Genomic DNA, 18,023 nt, shown 5'->3' on the forward strand with positions numbered 1-18,023 from the left:
AATAGAGAAAACATACTCCTAACTTACAATCCGTGGACGCTCGAGCTTCTCCATTCCATGCACTGCGATGGCAGCCCACTGCGGTACAAATCGGTCAATTCGCGCTACCAACACGGTCATGTCATCAACAATTTGTCCAGAATGCTGGCGAATGACTTTTTCCAACAGTAAATCAGCAACCTCCTGTGGATCATTCGTCTCCAGTTCGCTAATGATTCGCTTCATCCACGCTTGCCTATTCTCAATATGGCGAGGCGCCTCATAGATGCCATCGGACATCATCACGAGTAAATCACCTGGCTTGAGCATACGAGATACGACATCCACCTCGATTTCTTCCAAAATTCCCACTGGCAGATTGTTGGCGGTGATTGTGATGACATCTTTATTTCTTTTGACAAAGCTCGGGGTAGAGCCGATTTTTACAAAACGCGTATGAGCTGTTTGCAAATCGATCAGAGCCAAGTCAACCGTCGCGAACATTTCCTCCTTGGAGCGCAGGGCGAGCACGGAATTAACGGTTTTGATCGAAATTTTTTCGTCCATACCAGATCGCAGAAGCTGCTGGAGCATATCGAGGGCGGATTGACTCTCTATGGATGCCCGCTCGCCATTTCCCATTCCATCGCTGATCGCCAGCGCCATTTTTCCATTACCCAAATCCATCGTGCGGAAGCTGTCACCGGATAATAGCTTGCCGTCTTTGGCCGCACCTGCGACCCCGATATCGATCTCATACGTTTTGGCGGAAGCAAGGCACATCGTGCATGAACCGTCTTTTTGCGCTTCACAATGCCGCTCGCGAACCACAATGTTTTCCCCCAAAATCTCCGTGAGCATGGGAGCCACGATCTTCGCGCATTCATCGCGACCATAGCAAGTCGGCTGACTGATTTCGATATCGACCTTCCCTTCTTCCAAGCTGTGTATTTCTACGCGGCGTACCGACAGCCCCAAGCCCTCCAATGCTTGTGAGACCTGCTTTTCCTGAAAGCTCAGTTCCATTCCCTCCCGCTGTATTTCCCGGGCAAAATCACTCATGACTCGCGAGACTCCCGATAGCTGGTCAGCTACGAGCATCCGGCTTTCTTTTACCTGCTTTTTCAGTTGGTCAAACGACTGCTGGCGATCGTATTCCTGCTCCATTACAGTCATGACCTTTTCGGTTTTGACACACTTGCGCTCCCAATCACGCGGCGGTGTAACGCCAGCCAAGGTACCGTTCTCGTACACTTTTTCCATTAAAAAGCGCATTCCCTCATAAGTCGACTGCGTATCTTTTTCCCAGCATTGTTCTTTTTTCCAGCATTTCTGGCAGGTGAATTCGGATACACGGCTAAGAAAGGCATCGGCCTGTTCTTCTATTTCTTCAGGATCGGCTGTCTGGGCAAAGCTATGGGAGAGTTGCGTAAACAAATCGGAGAATTGCTGGATTTTGCCCGCTGTCACATCGCGAACTCTGCGCATGTATTCTTGATGGGACTGTAAATTCTCAGGAGTCCCGGGGATAAATCGGGCTACTTTTTTCCAAAGAGCAGCAGGGGTCAGTATGAAGAGCACAATAGCCAGAGAGGTTTCAACCAAGGAGTAGTAGAGTGTCTCTTCTGCTCCACCGTAAATCGCAAGAATAGCCGTACCGATCAACAAGCCTGCCGAAACGCCCACTTTGCCGCCTTCCTTTAGCAAGCCTGCCAGAAGACCGGAAAAAGCGAGCAGATTGATTTGTAAAAGAGCACTCACATTAGCCAGACTGAGGATAAGACCTGTGACTACACCAACAGCCGCACCGATCGTGCCACCACCGACAAAAGCAAAGACGAGCAGCAAATAGCGTGTAAGTACATGCTCCATCGAAATGCCCTCGACCATCCAATCCACAGTACCCGTCATCAAGGAAGCCAGTAAAATGACTAACGAAACGATCTCTTCATTTTTGAGAGGCTCGTAAGGCTTCGCCAAATGAATGATCGATAAGGACTGGATGAAGATGAGCGTCAGTACAAAGCCAAGAATCGCTTCCACCGCTACCATCACGAGCTCGTAGGTCGTTACCTGATTGGTCAGAACCGCATACAACAGACGGCTGATGAAAATCGTCCCGACGACCAGCAAAGGCGTCCGTGAAAAATCCTTCTTGCGCATTTTATTCATCAGTTTGCAGGCAAACAAGGCAAGTATCACACTCAAGGCGGTTTCCAGCCCAACAGGCACCGACTGGGTAAAAGCGCCGATAATAAGAGCCATCCCCGTGACAAGCAAACAATCTCGACGAATATAAAACATGACAATGAAATACGGTATAGCAAAGGGGGTTAGCTCCTCCACGATTAGAGCTCGTCCTAATAAGAAGCCCATGAGGATGGGGAGAACATTCCACTTCTCTATGAAATCTGCTACTTTTTCTCCCCACGTCTGGGCAGTGGTACCCATTCGATCGGACACTTGCCGCGTCCAAGCCTGTCCGGCTTGTGTTACGTTTTTGTTCGCAATCATTTCGCTCCACCCCGTTCTTGGTCAATGTGTTTCTCCATTATACGGAGGGGGCATTGTAAAATTTGTCAAAAATCCAATGAATATTCACAGAATCGTGCGACAAATTCAGTAACGCAAATGGACAAAAAAAACCGACGTTATGGCGGATAACGTCGGCTGACAGGTGATTCGCGCTTTGCGAAACGGGCTTAGGATACTTTATTCGTCAAGACTTCGAAATGACCTTCCTATTTTTACAGTCAAAGTGCGCTTTTCATAAAGAAAGAAAAGTCATAATTTTCCGAATCAAAAAGATCGACCGCGGCCCTTTTTCTCTACGCTTTTCTTCAAGGAGGACTGCCTGTCTTCACTTTCTTTCAAAAAGCGGTTCAGCTTTTCTTCAAAGCCTTCACGTCGCTCCCGCTGATAACGGGGTGGCCGTTCCTTTTCCATTGTTTTTTTGATAGAAAGGCCAATTTTGCCCTCACGGAGACTGAGGACTTTTACTGTTACCGTGTCTCCGATTTTTAAAAATTGATGGATGTCCCGGACGTAGACGTCAGCAATTTCACTAATATGGACCAGTCCGGTCACATCGCCTGGTAGCTGAACAAACGCTCCGAATTTGGTGATACCGGTGACTTTTCCTTCCAGTATGCTCCCGACCTCGATCTCCATGATGTGGAATGCCTCCCTCTCGTTGAAGATCAGCTGTATACTCAATCCGGAATGATATAGATGCTTTCGCCCTGCTTGGTAAACAAAATTCGCTTACGGACCAGCTCTGCCAAGTACTCCTGATCGTTTAACCGACTTGCTTCATAGGTCAGATCCTCTTGTTTTTGCTGCAAGACCGCTGATTCTTGCTTCAGGGCTTCCAGCTCTGTCTCCTTCTTGGACAACTCGCCACTTTGCAAAAACAAGGTATAGCTAGTCCAGACGAAAAAGCACAGGATCACAAAGAAAAAGAGACGCATTCTCCTTCTTTGCCCTTTTCGGTTAATGGAAGAGGTTCTTGCTTCCTTCATCAGTACGCCACCTCGAATCTACTCCCGCTTTCTCTTTGAGTGAAACCAATTCTTCCAATTGGTCCAAAATCCTGTTGTTTTTCCATACATTTTTTTCCCCAAATGTTGACCCCATCTGGCAAAAGGAGAGGTGACAAAACGCGTCACTTTCCACAAAAAGCCGAGAATCGCGAGCAACACGGAATACAAAAATGTCAGCACCATGATGATCACTCGGAAAAGAAAGAGCACAGGACGTACAAGCAGGAAGTCTATAATTTTTACGACCGTACGGTAAAACCACTGACAGAATTTTATCACGCGGTGCAAGAAAAGGATATACTTCTTACTACCTATTAAGAAGTACAGCCACGCGCCAAATAACATTCCAAAAAATATCGGAAACCGAATAATCCCGTCATTCACTTTCACCAAAATCAAGAAGACAGCGCCCATACTGCCCACCCAAAAAAGGATGTCAAAGAAAAAGACCAACCAGAGTGGCAGTCTGGCCTTGCCCTTAAATACATGATACGTATCGAATCCCATACCCATCAGTGCACCACACGTCGACATGGCCAATACCGTCTGTAACTGGATCGCGATGTTCACTTGAATAACTTGCCGAAGAATCCTCTCGACCGATCGCCGGCCTGCCCTTGCTCCAGATAGGCCATCTCGTGAACGAGCCCCTCGATCGCTACTTCTCCGGTTTCCAGACTCAAATTTTTCATATGCAGGTTTTGGCCTCGTATGGTTAAAAAGCCGCCGTCCGTCTCCAAGAGGAATTCTTCGCTGTCAAAGCTTTCGACGTTTTTTACTCCCGATATCGCTAAGCTGCGACGATTAATCATCACGACTTCATGACGTGGCCGTCTCGTGTGATCGTTCATGATACTCCCTCCTCACGTACCCTTCTTGTACTATCGTATGGGGAGGGATGTCCTGTTAGAACAAAAGAAAACCCCGTATAAATACGGGGTTGCCAGACTGTCCTTACTTGTAAACGGTGTAGTTCCCGTTCACATAGATGATTTTGTAACCGGTACGCTCCGTGATGGTTTTAAGAGGCAGAGTAGGAACGTTGTTTTTCAACTGAACCGCTGCAGGCAGCGTTACATTTTTGCCATTGATGGTCGCTATGTTTGAACCGACCTTGAATTGCATGACCGTATTGCCGCTCACGACTTTGGCTGTCGTTTTGGTGTAACTGATCGAAAACCCGAGGGCATCACGGAAAAACGTAGTTGGCATCAGCGTGTTGCCATTTACGGTATAAGGTGCCACTGCAAGTTTAGTGGTTTTACCAGCCTTCGTAAACGAAGCGACGTTCTGCTTGAAGCTTACGCCATTCAGAGACACGATGGTCGCTGGACGAGAGAAGAGCAAGCCTCTCTCCTCGGAGTTGTATACGCCGATGCTGTACACACCTGGCGTAGCCGGATTCACAATGCCAGCTGTCTCGGCGATATTGACCTGAGCTGCTGTTTTTGCCGGAATATCCTGGGCAGGGATAATAATCAGATTTTGTCCGCGCACACCAACAAAGCTAGCGGCCACACCGTTCACCGTTACTGTGTTCGCTGGCAAGTAGGCTGGAACACGGAAGCCAACAGGAAGTACGACTTCAATGAAGCCCTGATTGCGAACAATCGGAGCACCCATGGCTTTGATGCCGATGGAAATACCAGCAGGAGTAGAGGCAGTCGCTCTCGTCAGCCCAACCGTTGCCAATGTATTATCCACCGCGACTGGTGGAGTCACTCCGGAAACTTGAAATTCCTTCGACTTATAAGTCTTGTTGTCGATTTTGGCCGTCACGGTATATGTTCCCGCTGTTTTTGGAGCGGTCAAATATCCTTCGAAGGCAAACTTGATGCTCGCGCGATTTGTGCTATTGAATCCGTATGGCGTGCGGAAATAAATCTTATTTCCCAACACGCTTACATTCGTCACTTGAGAACCATTGACAGTGACGCTATTGCTGGTAAGAATCGGCGGAACAGTTACTCCACTTGGGAATTCAACTTCGATTTCTGCGTTCGATCCCAGCTTGGAGGAAAGATCCACTTCAAACGTATAGCTCGTGCGTGCTCCCGCTGAACTGTCCGACAAAGAAACGCTGAATGGCGTATTGCTTATGCCTGTAATCTCTACATCTTTTGACTTGTATTTCTTGCTGTCATATTCAATTTCATACGAATAATACTTGTCTGGTTTGGATGGGTTTACTATTCCCGCTGAAGAAGTGAATTCTAGTTTTATGTAGCTATCGCCATCTGCACCACTCGGAATTTCAATCCGAATGGAGTCGTCATCGAGATTGGAGACATGATCTGCTTTGTACCCGTTTACCTTCACCTCAGACTTGCTGATGCTCTTTGGCAGCATGTCCCTTGAAGGGAAATTGACGTAAATGTATTTCCCCTCTTTCAGCTTGCTTTTTGAGGAGAGATTAAATTTTCCGAGCGTTAAAGAGATTCCGTCCTCGGCATTTTTACTGCTCTGAGATGCCTCGAAGTCGCCCTTGCTGCTGCTACTGCTACTGCTCGAAGATTTGCCGATGCTGATTTTTTTACCCTTGTAGCTGTTTTCCTCGCTCGTTTTTACTTCGATCTCATAGCTGCCCTTGTCTTCCGGGTTGGTGATGTTATCAATAGTCAATGTGAGAACAGTGCCTTTTCTGATCCTTTCATCAACTTCGATCTCAACTACATTTTTGCTGACGGATACGCTGTCGATCGAGATCTCATCATCATCGTCATCTTCAAGCGTGATGTCTGATGTTCTCAGCTTTTTATCTACCGAATAATCTGAAGGGAATCTAACGTAGATACTATCCCCTGCCGTTAATTCCTTATTGATTTCAAACTCAATCGTATATTCTGTTTCCTCATCCACATCTGAATCGTCTGCAGAAACATCCTCAATAGAGAGAGCATAAGCCGCTTTTGGCTCGAGCATCAGTGGACTTGCCAACACCGTAGTGGCCAGAAGCACTGAGATCCCTTTGTTTACGCTTTTTTTCAACGGTAACGCCTCCTTCTCTACAATTCCTTACTATGATAGGAAATGTTCGGCAGGAAATGGTTACAGACTGGTAACGAATGATATTTCCGTGTTGCACATGGGTTCCAAAGAAAGAGCGTTTACTTCCTCACGCAAAAGAAGCTGCCCGATGACACAGGCAGCTTCTTCTTCGTACTATCTACTGGTTCGACAGACTCTCCAGGATGGCATCGCCTCTCTCGCCAATTTTCACGATAGCGTATTTGGCATTCCGCTCCACTTCAAGTCCGGTTCCTTCCGGGACAAAATAGTTTTCTATGCCGTATTCCACTTGATTGCCACCGATTGTGCTTCCATTAATGATCACATCCGATGGCTGAGGCTCGTAGGCTCGATTCCATCGACCATTGAGTTCATAATAGCCACTGTAGCTGTGCAAGCCATCTGCTTGTTGGCGGAGTACGACTCGAATCTTATCCCCTGAGTCAACCTGTTCTTGGTCCAATGCAGAAATGGTGTAGCCAAGTCTGACGTAATCACCTTGCAGCAACGAACGTGGATCGATTGGGACTAACTCCAGCTTTACCGTTTTTCCGTTGGCCAGGATCGTCTCACTGCTCCATACTTGATAGCCAATGAAAACAAATTGCAGCAAAATGACAGGAAGCAACACAAGCGCTTTTCTCACAAAAAGGGAAGGCTCGCTTCTCGGCCACTCGATTTTCGACCTTCGATCCCACCACATGGTAACGATGAAAAATACCAGGCTGAGCAAAAGCAGGCTCAGTGACTTGTGCAGCAGGCTCCATAGCATGTCGTAGTACTTCATGAGGAGAAAGGCAAACCAGAAACCGAGCACGATTCCGAATCTCACCTTATTTTGCTGATGCAATGTCCGGTACAACAAATACGTGCTGACTGCGAAATAAGCCAGATTCACTCCCACATTCACGAAGCCCGACTGAAACCCTTTCTCTGTCAGGATCAAAAACGAAAGTAAGGCATACACCAACGAGCTGTTTTGCAAAACGACTGGCAATTGCTTTACGTAATGCATCGCCAACTGCGTAGCAAATATGATCAAGAGCACATATTCAAAGGAAGGCAGGTACTCATCCAGCTTCGTAGCCAGGACGACTAAAAAGGTCAGCTGCGTCAAAAGCCGCGCCGGAATGGCCGAGACAGCTTTCCACACGAATAACAGTACCAACAGGAAAACGATCCAGTAAACTCCTTCTAAAAACAGAACAGAACCGACACCCAATATATACCCCATTGTGAGCAGCGTATATCGTACCGTTGCATTCATCCCGCTCATAAACACCACAGGGCCAATAAAGCCAATTAAGGAAAGGAAAAACAGCAAATCAATAACTCTTTCGTCTTCCATGATCAGAAAAAACAGACCCGCTATCGAAATCGCTCCAATAGATGCGGCAATGGTCGTGACGAGAACCGTGAATGCCTCTTGGAAAAACACAACCCATTTGCTTTTTTGATACGCTGATTCCTTGCGCAGCCAATTAATCCCTGCAACTGCTCCCCAAATAATGAGTACGGTCAGCAGCAGCATCAAAACAAAGAAGCCTTCTGAATAATACATCACCATGTAGGATATGAATTTAACGAGCACAAACAGCGAGAGCAGTGAGGCCGTCACAATCAGAAGCCCGCGACTCGGCACCCATTTTAAAAACGTGACAAACAGGATTCCCCCGGTAAGGACATATAAAAGCTCTGGGAGCAGACCGTATACATCCGTGAAAGATGACCAGAAAAGACTGATGGAAAAGGTCAGAAAAGATAAGTAGTAGATCGGTTTAGAATGTAGTCTTCCTGTCGTGGTTAGCCAGAACAAGACCATATTTCCCAACGCAATCAACCAAAAAATCATGAACCACCACTCGTCTTCACGCGCTACACGAATGACGGATGGATGGAGAAAGAAGTAAATCGCCAAATGAGCGAGGACATAGCTGATGACATAGAATGGCTGATACCGCGTCAAAATCGCGAATAGTAAATTCGGAATAAGCCATACAACGAACAGCATATAGCTATCGGCATGTGAATTGTATATTTGCCCCAACAAAGCCACACTGATACCAAAGGCCAATCCTCCAGCCACCAGAAGCCAATTGCTCAAAAACGTATGTCGTTTGATGAAACGCAGTCCATAGGATAACAAATAAAAAAGAACGAGGATTGCTACGCTGACGCCAATCTTTTGCTCCCTGACCATGAGCGGCCAGTTCGAGGCAAAAAAGTACAGGATAGATGATAGCAGAAGCGAAATGGACAAAAAGTAGCCTGTTCGAACTCCGTTTTGTTGCATACAGCACACATCCCTTCGGAAATGCCTTCAGGTACTCTCATTATATCCTCTGATTGGAAAAAAAGCCTAAAAAAAGACTGCCATCCCGGCAGTCTCTTTTCGTGCGCACATTACCCTTTGAGGTAGGCGTCTTCTTCTTTTTCATCACGCGGAACGGGAACTTCGCCAATGACGGTATACAGCGAAGCCGCTTCTTCTTTACGCGGGTTTTCCTTGATGTCTTCTACTTTTACAGACACGATTTTTTGTCCGAAACGGATCGCCAGCTTGTCGCCGATTTTCACGTTACTGGACGCCTTTGCAGGGCGATCGTTGATTTCCACACGCTGTTTGTCGCACACTTCTTTTGCGAGCGTGCGTCGCTTGATCAGTCGAGACACTTTCAAATATTTATCGAGTCTCATGTTTGGCTTCCTCCCACCATTTGTCCATCTCTTGCAGGTCTGTCTGCTCGAAGGTACGACCCGCCTCTTGCAGCTTGCCTTCAATATAGGAAAAGCGCTTCTTGAACTTGTTGTTGGTCAATGCGAGTGCTTCCTCCGGATCGAGCTTCAGGAAGCGCGCCAGATTGACGACCGCAAATAGCAAATCACCCAACTCGCCAGCACGTTCTTCCTCTGATGCTTCTTGGATCTCGCGGTACTCCTCTTCTACCTTTTTGTACACGTCTGCAATATCGTCCCAGTCAAAGCCGACTTGGGCTGCTTTTTTCTGCAACTTGTACGCATACATCAGTGCTGGCAAGTCACGCGGTATTCCCGCCAACTGCGATTGAACCGTTACATCGATGCCTTTTGCTGCTTTTTCCTGTGCTTTGATCTCCTGCCAATTCGCCAGCGCTTCCTCGGAATCATTCGCGCTCTTTTCCCCGAATACATGAGGGTGACGGCGAACCAGCTTTTCATTCAACGTCGCAACAACATCATCTACCGAAAAATATCCGTCTTCGGCTGCCATCTGCGAATGCAGCATGATTTGCATCAACAAATCACCCAGCTCCTCACACATCGCATCTGGATCATCGTCGTCGATCGTCTCCAAAACCTCGTACGTCTCTTCAATCAAGTTTTTGCGGATGCTTTGATGTGTCTGCTCGCGATCCCACGGGCATCCATCCGGACTGCGCAGGATCGCCACGATCTCCTTCAAGTAGGAGAATTGGCGGTACGATACCTTCTCGTCCTTCGTCGGCGGTACATACACCAAAGACAAATTCCCGAAATGATCGAGTCTGTCCAGTTCATACAACGGCACTGTCTCAATGATTTCTTGCCCCGCTACCCCTACGGCTGTCGCTACCGTCACCTCGTAATCGTCCGGCAGCACTTCCATCAAGGTCAGCTTCACATCAGAAGCCACAAAAGCATCGTACACTTGCGCGATAATCGTATGCAGACCCGGAGATACTTGATGAGCAGCGAGCGCCGTCCCATCCAGCAAAGAGAATCCCTCGATCGGGTCAATATGTAGGCGGGCAAACAACGGATCGATAAAGCTCTGTCCACCGCCAATTTCGATTTCTACGCCACGGTTTGGTCCCTCTGCCAACAAGAGCTGCACAGTACGTTCCGCCACCAAAGGATGACCAGGCACAGCATAGACAAGACTGCCTGCTTCGTTTACCTGTGAAAAAAGCCGCTCCACAATATCGGTGTATACGTCGGAAAACGTATCGTGCTGCTCATATACATCATCAAAGGACTCAATCGCGATGCCTTCTGCTATCAACTCGGCTACGACCGGATGCTCTTTCGTGCGCAAATATAGCTGTTTGGCAGCTTTTAACGTACGATAGATGCCATAAGGGAGCTGGTCCAAATCTCCGGCACCAAGACCGACTACGGTAATGGTCTTATTCTTCATTTCCACTCGTCACGCCTCCTTTTCGTTCATTCTTGCTTTCTCCGCTGGGAGGAGCTTATATTTCGTTAACAGTGAAGCAATTCGCTTTCCTTTTGGCAAAAATTGAATATCGTTTCTCGTGAGTCCACCCGTTTTCAAAAGCGCCAGCAAATAGACCAATGCCCCTGAACCAACAGCAATCAAACCTACCAGCGTATAGAACAAGCGATTTGAAAGTCCGGCACCGCCGAGCACAGTATTCGCGAGCCACTCCACAATCAGCACGACAATCGACATCACCACGACGGACACAAATGGCTTTTTCACCGTTTGGCGGAATCCAATGTGTGCTCCCGTGTATTTGATTACCGCAAGAACGTTTAGTCCCATAGCGACCATATAAGCTAAAACAGTGGACACTGCTGCACCAGAGATACCCCAGAACGGAACAAGCGCCAGATTGAGGATGAGCTTCACCAATACACCAATAAACAGGTTGCGGGCAGGTCGCATTACGCGTCCCAAGCCTTGCAAAATCCCCGCGCTGGCAATACTCACTGTGGCGAAAATAATTGTGAAGGACTGTACAGCGAGGGCCTCGGTACCGTTGCTGTCTCCGTAGAGCATGACGTTGATCGGCTCCGCCAACAGAGCCAGTCCAAAGGAAGCAGGCAATCCCAACAGGAAGGTCAGTCGAATGGCGACTTCGGAACGATGAGAGATCAATTGATGCTGACGCTGGGCAACAGCTTCACTGATCGCAGGCACTAATGCCAACGACAAGGACGTGGCGAAAAACGTACCAAACTGAATGAGTGGCTGACCACGGTCAAATGCACCCTTCAATAGCTTGGCCAAGTCCTCCGGGGTACCGCTCCATTGCAGCATATTGACGACGGTCATCGAGTCTACAAGCGGAACAAGCGGCAGAACCAGTGCGCCCATACAAATCGGAACGGCATAGGTCAAGAGATGACGTAAAATTTGACGATTGGTCCATGATTGCGCTGCCGATTGCTCAACGTGACCGATGGACAGATGCCCCATCTTCTTGTCCGCTCTCCAATACCAAAGCAAGACGAGAATAGCAGCAATGGCACCTGGAAAAGCAGCAAAAACGGCACCTGTACCAGCCAGGTAAGGGTCCTGATACACGTTCATCGCCCAGAATGCAGCAGCCAGAATGAAAATCACGCGAATGAACTGCTCAGCAACCTGAGAGACGCCAGTCGGCATCATATTTTGATGCCCTTGAAAATAGCCGCGCAAGATCGCAACCATCGGCACCAACGGCAGTGACCAAGCTACCGCTCGGAGCGGGGTAATCAAATGCTCATCACCCATCATACGGGCAATAACAGGTGCCCCACCATATAACAGTAAGAAGAAAAAGATCCCGAGAACGACCAGCGATATACTGGCTACTCGAAACGCCCTGCGCGCCCCGATCGCATCCCCGACAGCGACGCGCTCTGAAACGATCTTGGAGATGGCAATGGGGAAACCCGCCGTCGCTAGAATCAACAACGCGGTGTACAGCGGGTATACTTGCATATATACGTACAAGCCGATATCTCCGGCAATGTTTTGGTATGGGATGCGGTATACAGCGCCTAAAAGCTTGGAGACAAGACCGGCAATTCCAAGTATCGCCGCGCCTTTCACAAATTGAACGGAAGCTTTTTCTTGAGCCATGTGCGTGAAATTTCTCCTCTCCAACCTAAAACTTCGTTCATTATACCACAAGGCCATAGGCACAAGAAAAACAGCCCCGGGGTACGAGGCTGTTTTTGCTGATCGATTCTACTGCTCCATCTGCTTTGCCAGGAAACCGGCCGCTGTTTCCGACATTTTGATCTCCAAATCACTCATCTTGGTTGACTCGTTTTTGTTGAGGAGGATCACGGACCCGATTGGATCGCCTCCTGCTACAATCGGTGCGACGACGAACGAGCCATATGTCTCGTTCATGTCACGACAAATTTCATAAGAGCCTGTGTTTTTCTCCAGTCGGGTCTTTCTTTCCTCCAAGCATTTCTCAACAATACTGCCAATTGGTTTCTCCAAGTATTCCTTTTTGGAGGCCCCCGCCACAGCAATGACACTATCCCTGTCTGAAATCAGTACGGTATGATTCATGCTTTCATACAAAGAGTCCGCGTACTCTTTTGCAAAATCACCCAATTCGCCAATCGGTGAATACTTTTTGAGAATGACTTCTCCGTCACGATCCACAAAAATCTCAAGCGGGTCGCCCTCACGAATGCGCAGTGTACGACGAATCTCCTTAGGAATCACGACCCGACCGAGGTCGTCAATTCGACGAACGATACCAGTTGCTTTCATGTCTTGTTGCCTCGCTTTCCCTGAGAAGTGGGTAGTGAATAGATGGTGGTAGGTTAGTTGTATTTTTTCCTCAAATTCTAATTTTAACTATGGGTGATGGTATCAATTTTTACCAGTTACTTTAATTACTCTCCCCCGGGTGGTAGCGAGTGATAATAGTATTTGCCCATGTTTGAAGAATATGCGAGAAAACGAAAAAACAGGGAAACGAATTCCCTGTTTTTCTTCGGACTTGTTATTTCTTCGCCGGAGCATCATTTTTGGACTGCGGGATGTTGAATTTCGTAATCAGCTTGTCCAGCTCATTCTTGGCGAAAGCATCGTAGGCTTTCTCCAAAGAACTCGCGCGGAGCTGTTCTTTCATCTCATCAAAGGTCTTTTCTTTGCGATTCTCGACCTTAATAATATGGTAACCAAAATCAGTTTTTACTGGCGGGCCAACTTCACCGACTTTTTGCGTCAGGGATGCTTCTTTAAATTCTGGTACCCATTGCGTTACATCCGCATTTTCGTACAAGCCCCCAGACTGCTTGCTGCCTGGGTCATCTGTGAACTCTGTTGCCAGCTTCGCGAAGTCTTCACCCTTTTTGAGGCGTGCTACCAAGTCGTTGGAGATTTTTAACGCCTCTTCTGGTGTGCGCTTTTCGGTAGAGATCAGGATGTGGCGAACAGAAGCAACGGTACGGGAAGCTTTGTCCATTTGATCATAGGTTTGCTTCAGCGTAGCATCGTCGATATTCTTTTTCATCACATTGATGGACTGGTTGATCAGGTCCATCTGATTGACGATCATGTCCTTCGTTACGCCTTGGCCTTCCATGAGCTTGTTGAACTGAGCTTCATCCTTGCCCAAAAAGCCCATGTACTGCGTTTTGATTTTCTCGAAGGTTTTCTCAGCGAGTTCTTTGGACTCTTTTTTCATGGCATCGTCAGAACGGCCAGCCAAAACCTTGGTAGCTGTATACTCACGCGAATAAGCTTTCAGTGTGTTGCTATCAGCCATTTCAATCATGGTGCCTTGTTGTGGGTTCATGAAGTTAATAACACGCAGGAACTCTTCGAACTCTTTTCCTGTTACAGTTCCCCCCTGATACTCTACAATGACAGCTTTCTGGTCGGCTGTGTAAGGCAGAGTGAGTTTAGGGAATTGTACCAAAGGATCATTAGCAGCTTGATTGCTGCCATCTGTCTGATTCGCTGGAGTTTTTGAGTCTTGTTTCGCTTCTTCTGCTTTTCCGCCGCAACCAGTCATGAGTGCCACGACCAGAACAGCCGAAGATAGAATCGCTACAGAACGTTTCATAAATAAGGTTCTCCCTTCCCGGGCAAGCCCATTTTGTCAGTTAAGACACAGGGCTCTCCGTACCGGTGTCTCTTCGCACCTGGTGAAATTGACGCAGCAGCTTTTCAACCAACTGCACGCCCTCATCTTCTTTTAACCCCTTTACTTTAACAGCAATCGTGATCTGTTGTCCACCCGACAGCCCAACCCTCTTGCTCCAGTTACTGGTAAGCGCAAACAGAGCTCCACCATCGATGTTGTTGTTCTGACTAGGGTGCAGGAACAATTTAATCTCGTCTGGATTCTTTTGGCTAATTTCAGTGATGTGGTGCTTCAGGGCATACACACGCAAACGGGAAATGGTCAACAGATTATCAACCGGCTTCGGAACTGGTCCAAAACGGTCTAGCAGCTCCTCCGCCAAATCGTCGACGTCTTCCAAGGTAGACACCGCGACAAACTTTTTGTACATCTCGATTTTTTGTCGGCTGTCTGTAATGTACATCGACGGAATATAGGCATCCAGTTGCAGATTGATCTCCACAGGTGTGACAATTTCTTGTTTGACTTCGCCCTTCAGCTCATCAATGGCCTCTTTCAGCATCTGGCTGTACAAGTCGAATCCGACCGTATTAATAAAACCATGCTGCTCGGCCCCCAGCAAATTACCTGCTCCACGAATGGACAAGTCTCGCATCGCGATCTTGAAACCAGAGCCGAGCTCGGTAAATTCCTTGATGGCTTGCAGACGTTTTTCCGCTACCTCTGTCAGCACCTTGTCCCGTTGATACGTAAAGTAAGCGTACGCAATTCGATTGGAACGACCTACACGTCCACGCAACTGATATAGCTGGGACAAGCCCATCTTATCTGCATTGTAAATAATCAGCGTATTGACGTTCGGGATGTCCACCCCAGTCTCAATAATTGTCGTGCTGACCAATACGTCAAAATTCCCTTCCAAAAAGTCGAGAATGACGCCTTCCAGCTCGCTTTCGTTCATCTGCCCATGGGCTACAGCGATGCGTGCGTCAGGAACGAGCATAGATATCTGCTCCGCCATCTGTTCGATTCCTTGTACTTGGTTGTAGAGGAAGAACACTTGCCCATCACGAGCCATCTCACGCTCAATCGCTTCGCGAACGAGAGCAGGGCTGTAATCCATCACATACGTCTGCACCGGAAAACGATTTTCTGGCGGCGTTTCGATGACAGACAAATCACGCACACCGAGCATCGACATGTGCAAGGTACGTGGAATCGGCGTAGCGGTCAGAGTCATGACATCCACATTCGTTTTGATCTGCTTCAGCTTTTCCTTGTGGCTCACACCGAAGCGCTGTTCCTCGTCTACGATTAACAGACCAAGCTCGCGGAATGTCAGGTCTTTGGAAAGCAGACGGTGCGTACCGATGACGACATCGACTGTGCCTTCCTTCAGTCCTTTTAGTGTGGCATTCTGCTCTTTGCGCGAACGGAATCGACTCAATACCTCCACGCGGATCGGATATTCCGCAAAACGCTCACGGAACGTCTCGTAATGCTGCTGAGCCAGAATCGTAGTAGGAACCAAAACGGCTACCTGTTTTCCGTCCATGACAGCCTTGAAGGCAGCACGAATCGCAACCTCTGTCTTCCCGTAACCCACGTCCCCACAAACGAGGCGATCCATCGGACGTTTACGCTCCATGTCCGCTTTCACTTCCGAAATCGCGCGGAGCTGGTCTTGCGTTTCCTGATACGGGAACATCGCCTCAAATTCACGCTGCTCCGTCGTGTCTGGAGAGAATGTATGACCGACAGCCGATTCGCGGGCTGCGTACAGTTTGATCAAATCTTCGGCGATATCCTTTACAGATGACTGGACTTTGTTTTTGACGCGTTTCCACTCGCTGCCACCCAAGCTGTATATCTTCGGCTGTGCCTCTTCGCTCGCCACGTACTTTTGCACATGGTCGATTTGATCAATCGGAACAAACAGACTGTCTCCTGCGGCGTATTGAATATGAAGGTAATCTTTATGAATTCCGAGAATTTCCTTGGTTTCAATTCCGAGGTATTTTCCAATCCCGTGATTGACGTGGACGACGAAATCACCAGGCTTGAGTTCGAGGTAGTTTTTGATACGCTCCGCGTTGTTCATCGTCTGTTGAACTTTGCGTGCCTTGCGCTGTTTCGCGGTAAATACTTCACCTTCCGTAATAACAACCAGCTTGTTTAGCGGCAGCTCAAAGCCTGTCTGGAGGTTTCCTAAAATGATTGTAGGACGCCCAGGAGGCACCGTTTCCACTGCTTCTGTTAAAACATCCGCTTCCATTTCGTAGTCATGCAGGACACGCTCCAGTCGCTTCGCACGCTCCAAATCAGCTGCGACAAAGACGATCTGATCCTGGGACTTCTTCCAACGAGCCAGTTCTGTTTTTAGTACGTTCATCTGCCCGTGGAAGTTTTGCATGGTACGACAAGTCAGATTTACGATGTTTTGCGGCTGGGTCTTCGGTGATTGTCTCAAAAATAGGGAGAGGTAAACGATCTGGCGCTTTTTCGTCGACACGATCTCGTCGTACGTGCGCGACAGGCTGAGATTGGACATATATTCGCCCTGGATGATGCGTCCTGTCAGCCATTCCCCTTCTTCTTTTTGCAATTGTGCTGCCGTATCCAACACACGGGAAGGCTCATCAACGATCAACAAGGTATCGGAAGGCATATAGGACAATAATGTATCACCGGTCGGGTAAATGACAGAGATGTATGAATAAAGCTGTGCAAAACGCTGTCCCTGCTTCATTCTCTCCGCATCAGAGCCGATTCGCTCCATGACTTTTTCCTTGGCAGCCCCATCCTTCAAATTGGCGAGGGTTTCCCCCAGCTTTTGTTCTAAGCGAACAGCCGATTCCTGCAATAACGGCGTTGAAGCGATCATTTCTTTTGCCGGACCGAGAATATACGTCTGAACGGATTCCAATGATCGTTGGGAGAGCATGTCAAACGTACGGATCGAGTCGATCTCCACATCGAAAAGCTCAATCCGAACTGGCCACTCCGAATCGATCGGATACAGATCGATAATTCCACCGCGAATACTCATTTCTCCCTTGCGCTCAACCATGTCCACTCGCTCATAGCCAAGCTCAATACATCGGAGTAAAAAGGATTCGATATCGAGCTCATCACCGACGGACAACTGAATTTGCGCTTCCTTCCATACCTGCGGGGGAACGACCAAGCGACGCAAGCCAGCAAATGGTGCAACCAAAAAACCCGTAAAGCCTTGGGCCAGACGGTTGAATACATGGATTCGCTGCGCCAGCATTTCCGGGCTGGCAATGGCAAGCTCAGAGCCAATCAGCTCATTACCGGGATAAAGCAACACCTGATCAGAGGGAACCAACTCGATCAAATCTTCGTATACTTTTTGTGCTTGGTACATGTTATGCGTCACTACGCAGACCGGACGATCTGCCATTTGTTGCAATGACGCCATCAATACTTGCCGGGCGGAACCAGCTAAGCCAGAGACAAGCTGCTCATGTAGCCCCTTCTCCAAACCAGCCACGATTGTCCCGACGTTCGTGTCCTGTTTCATCGGGTTAATGATGACTTGCATTCACTAATCCCCTCTCTAATTCTTCTGTCAACTAAAATCAGAGCCTCGCTTACGTTCACAACAACCGTAGGTCAGCCATGCGAAAAGAAGCCTTAGCTCCCCAAGCTAAGGCCTTGTCAG

General features: G+C 48.1%; 13 protein-coding genes. All 13 read right to left on the minus strand.

From position 1 onward, the window contains the following. Positions 1–18 precede the first annotated feature (18 nt). Positions 19–2,493 carry a stage II sporulation protein E gene (gene spoIIE, locus HP568_RS25425; RefSeq protein ID WP_173630564.1) on the minus strand — a complete coding sequence of 825 codons (2,475 nt, stop codon included), beginning with the start codon at positions 2,491–2,493 and terminating at the stop codon, positions 19–21. Between the two features lie 285 nt (positions 2,494–2,778). Next, entirely contained in the window at positions 2,779–3,150 is a 372-nt protein-coding gene (locus HP568_RS25430) for a S1 RNA-binding domain-containing protein (RefSeq protein WP_048035577.1), read from the minus strand. Between the two features lie 41 nt (positions 3,151–3,191). After that, a complete protein-coding gene (locus tag HP568_RS25435; protein WP_007726411.1) occupies positions 3,192–3,500 on the minus strand; it encodes an FtsB family cell division protein in 309 nt (102 codons plus the stop codon). 18 nt (positions 3,501–3,518) lie between these two features. Further along, positions 3,519–4,091, minus strand: coding sequence for a spore cortex biosynthesis protein YabQ (yabQ, locus tag HP568_RS25440; protein ID WP_173630565.1), 573 nt, complete (start codon positions 4,089–4,091; stop codon positions 3,519–3,521). Continuing rightward, positions 4,088–4,372, minus strand: coding sequence for a sporulation protein YabP (yabP, locus tag HP568_RS25445; protein ID WP_007726414.1), 285 nt, complete (start codon positions 4,370–4,372; stop codon positions 4,088–4,090). The genes yabQ and yabP overlap by 4 nt, the downstream gene beginning before the upstream one ends. A gap of 103 nt (positions 4,373–4,475) precedes the next feature. Beyond that, positions 4,476–6,509 (minus strand): copper amine oxidase N-terminal domain-containing protein, encoded by a 2,034-nt coding sequence (locus tag HP568_RS25450; RefSeq protein ID WP_173630566.1) that lies wholly within the window; start codon positions 6,507–6,509, stop codon positions 4,476–4,478. A 178-nt stretch (positions 6,510–6,687) separates the two neighbouring features. Continuing rightward, positions 6,688–8,823, minus strand: coding sequence for a GDYXXLXY domain-containing protein (locus HP568_RS25455; protein WP_173630567.1), 2,136 nt, complete (start codon positions 8,821–8,823; stop codon positions 6,688–6,690). Positions 8,824–8,933: 110 nt separating this feature from the next. Continuing rightward, positions 8,934–9,227 (minus strand): RNA-binding S4 domain-containing protein, encoded by a 294-nt coding sequence (locus HP568_RS25460; protein WP_012683879.1) that lies wholly within the window; start codon positions 9,225–9,227, stop codon positions 8,934–8,936. Beyond that, positions 9,214–10,686, minus strand: coding sequence for a bifunctional methyltransferase/pyrophosphohydrolase YabN (yabN, locus tag HP568_RS25465; protein WP_048036018.1), 1,473 nt, complete (start codon positions 10,684–10,686; stop codon positions 9,214–9,216). The genes HP568_RS25460 and yabN overlap by 14 nt, the downstream gene beginning before the upstream one ends. 9 nt (positions 10,687–10,695) lie before the next feature. Then, a complete protein-coding gene (locus HP568_RS25470; RefSeq protein ID WP_048035573.1) occupies positions 10,696–12,360 on the minus strand; it encodes a putative polysaccharide biosynthesis protein in 1,665 nt (554 codons plus the stop codon). Positions 12,361–12,468: 108 nt separating this feature from the next. Next, positions 12,469–13,011, minus strand: coding sequence for a stage V sporulation protein T (gene spoVT, locus HP568_RS25475; RefSeq protein WP_048035572.1), 543 nt, complete (start codon positions 13,009–13,011; stop codon positions 12,469–12,471). Between the two features lie 235 nt (positions 13,012–13,246). Further along, positions 13,247–14,314: a peptidylprolyl isomerase gene (locus tag HP568_RS25480; RefSeq protein ID WP_048035571.1), complete on the minus strand. Its 1,068-nt coding sequence runs from the start codon at positions 14,312–14,314 to the stop codon at positions 13,247–13,249. Positions 14,315–14,354: 40 nt separating this feature from the next. Beyond that, complete coding sequence (mfd, locus tag HP568_RS25485) at positions 14,355–17,903, minus strand: transcription-repair coupling factor (RefSeq protein ID WP_048035570.1); 3,549 nt, start codon at positions 17,901–17,903, stop codon at positions 14,355–14,357. Positions 17,904–18,023: the final 120 nt, after the last annotated feature.

The organism is Brevibacillus sp. MS2.2 (assembly GCF_013284345.1).
Lineage (GTDB): Bacteria > Bacillota > Bacilli > Brevibacillales > Brevibacillaceae > Brevibacillus > Brevibacillus brevis_C.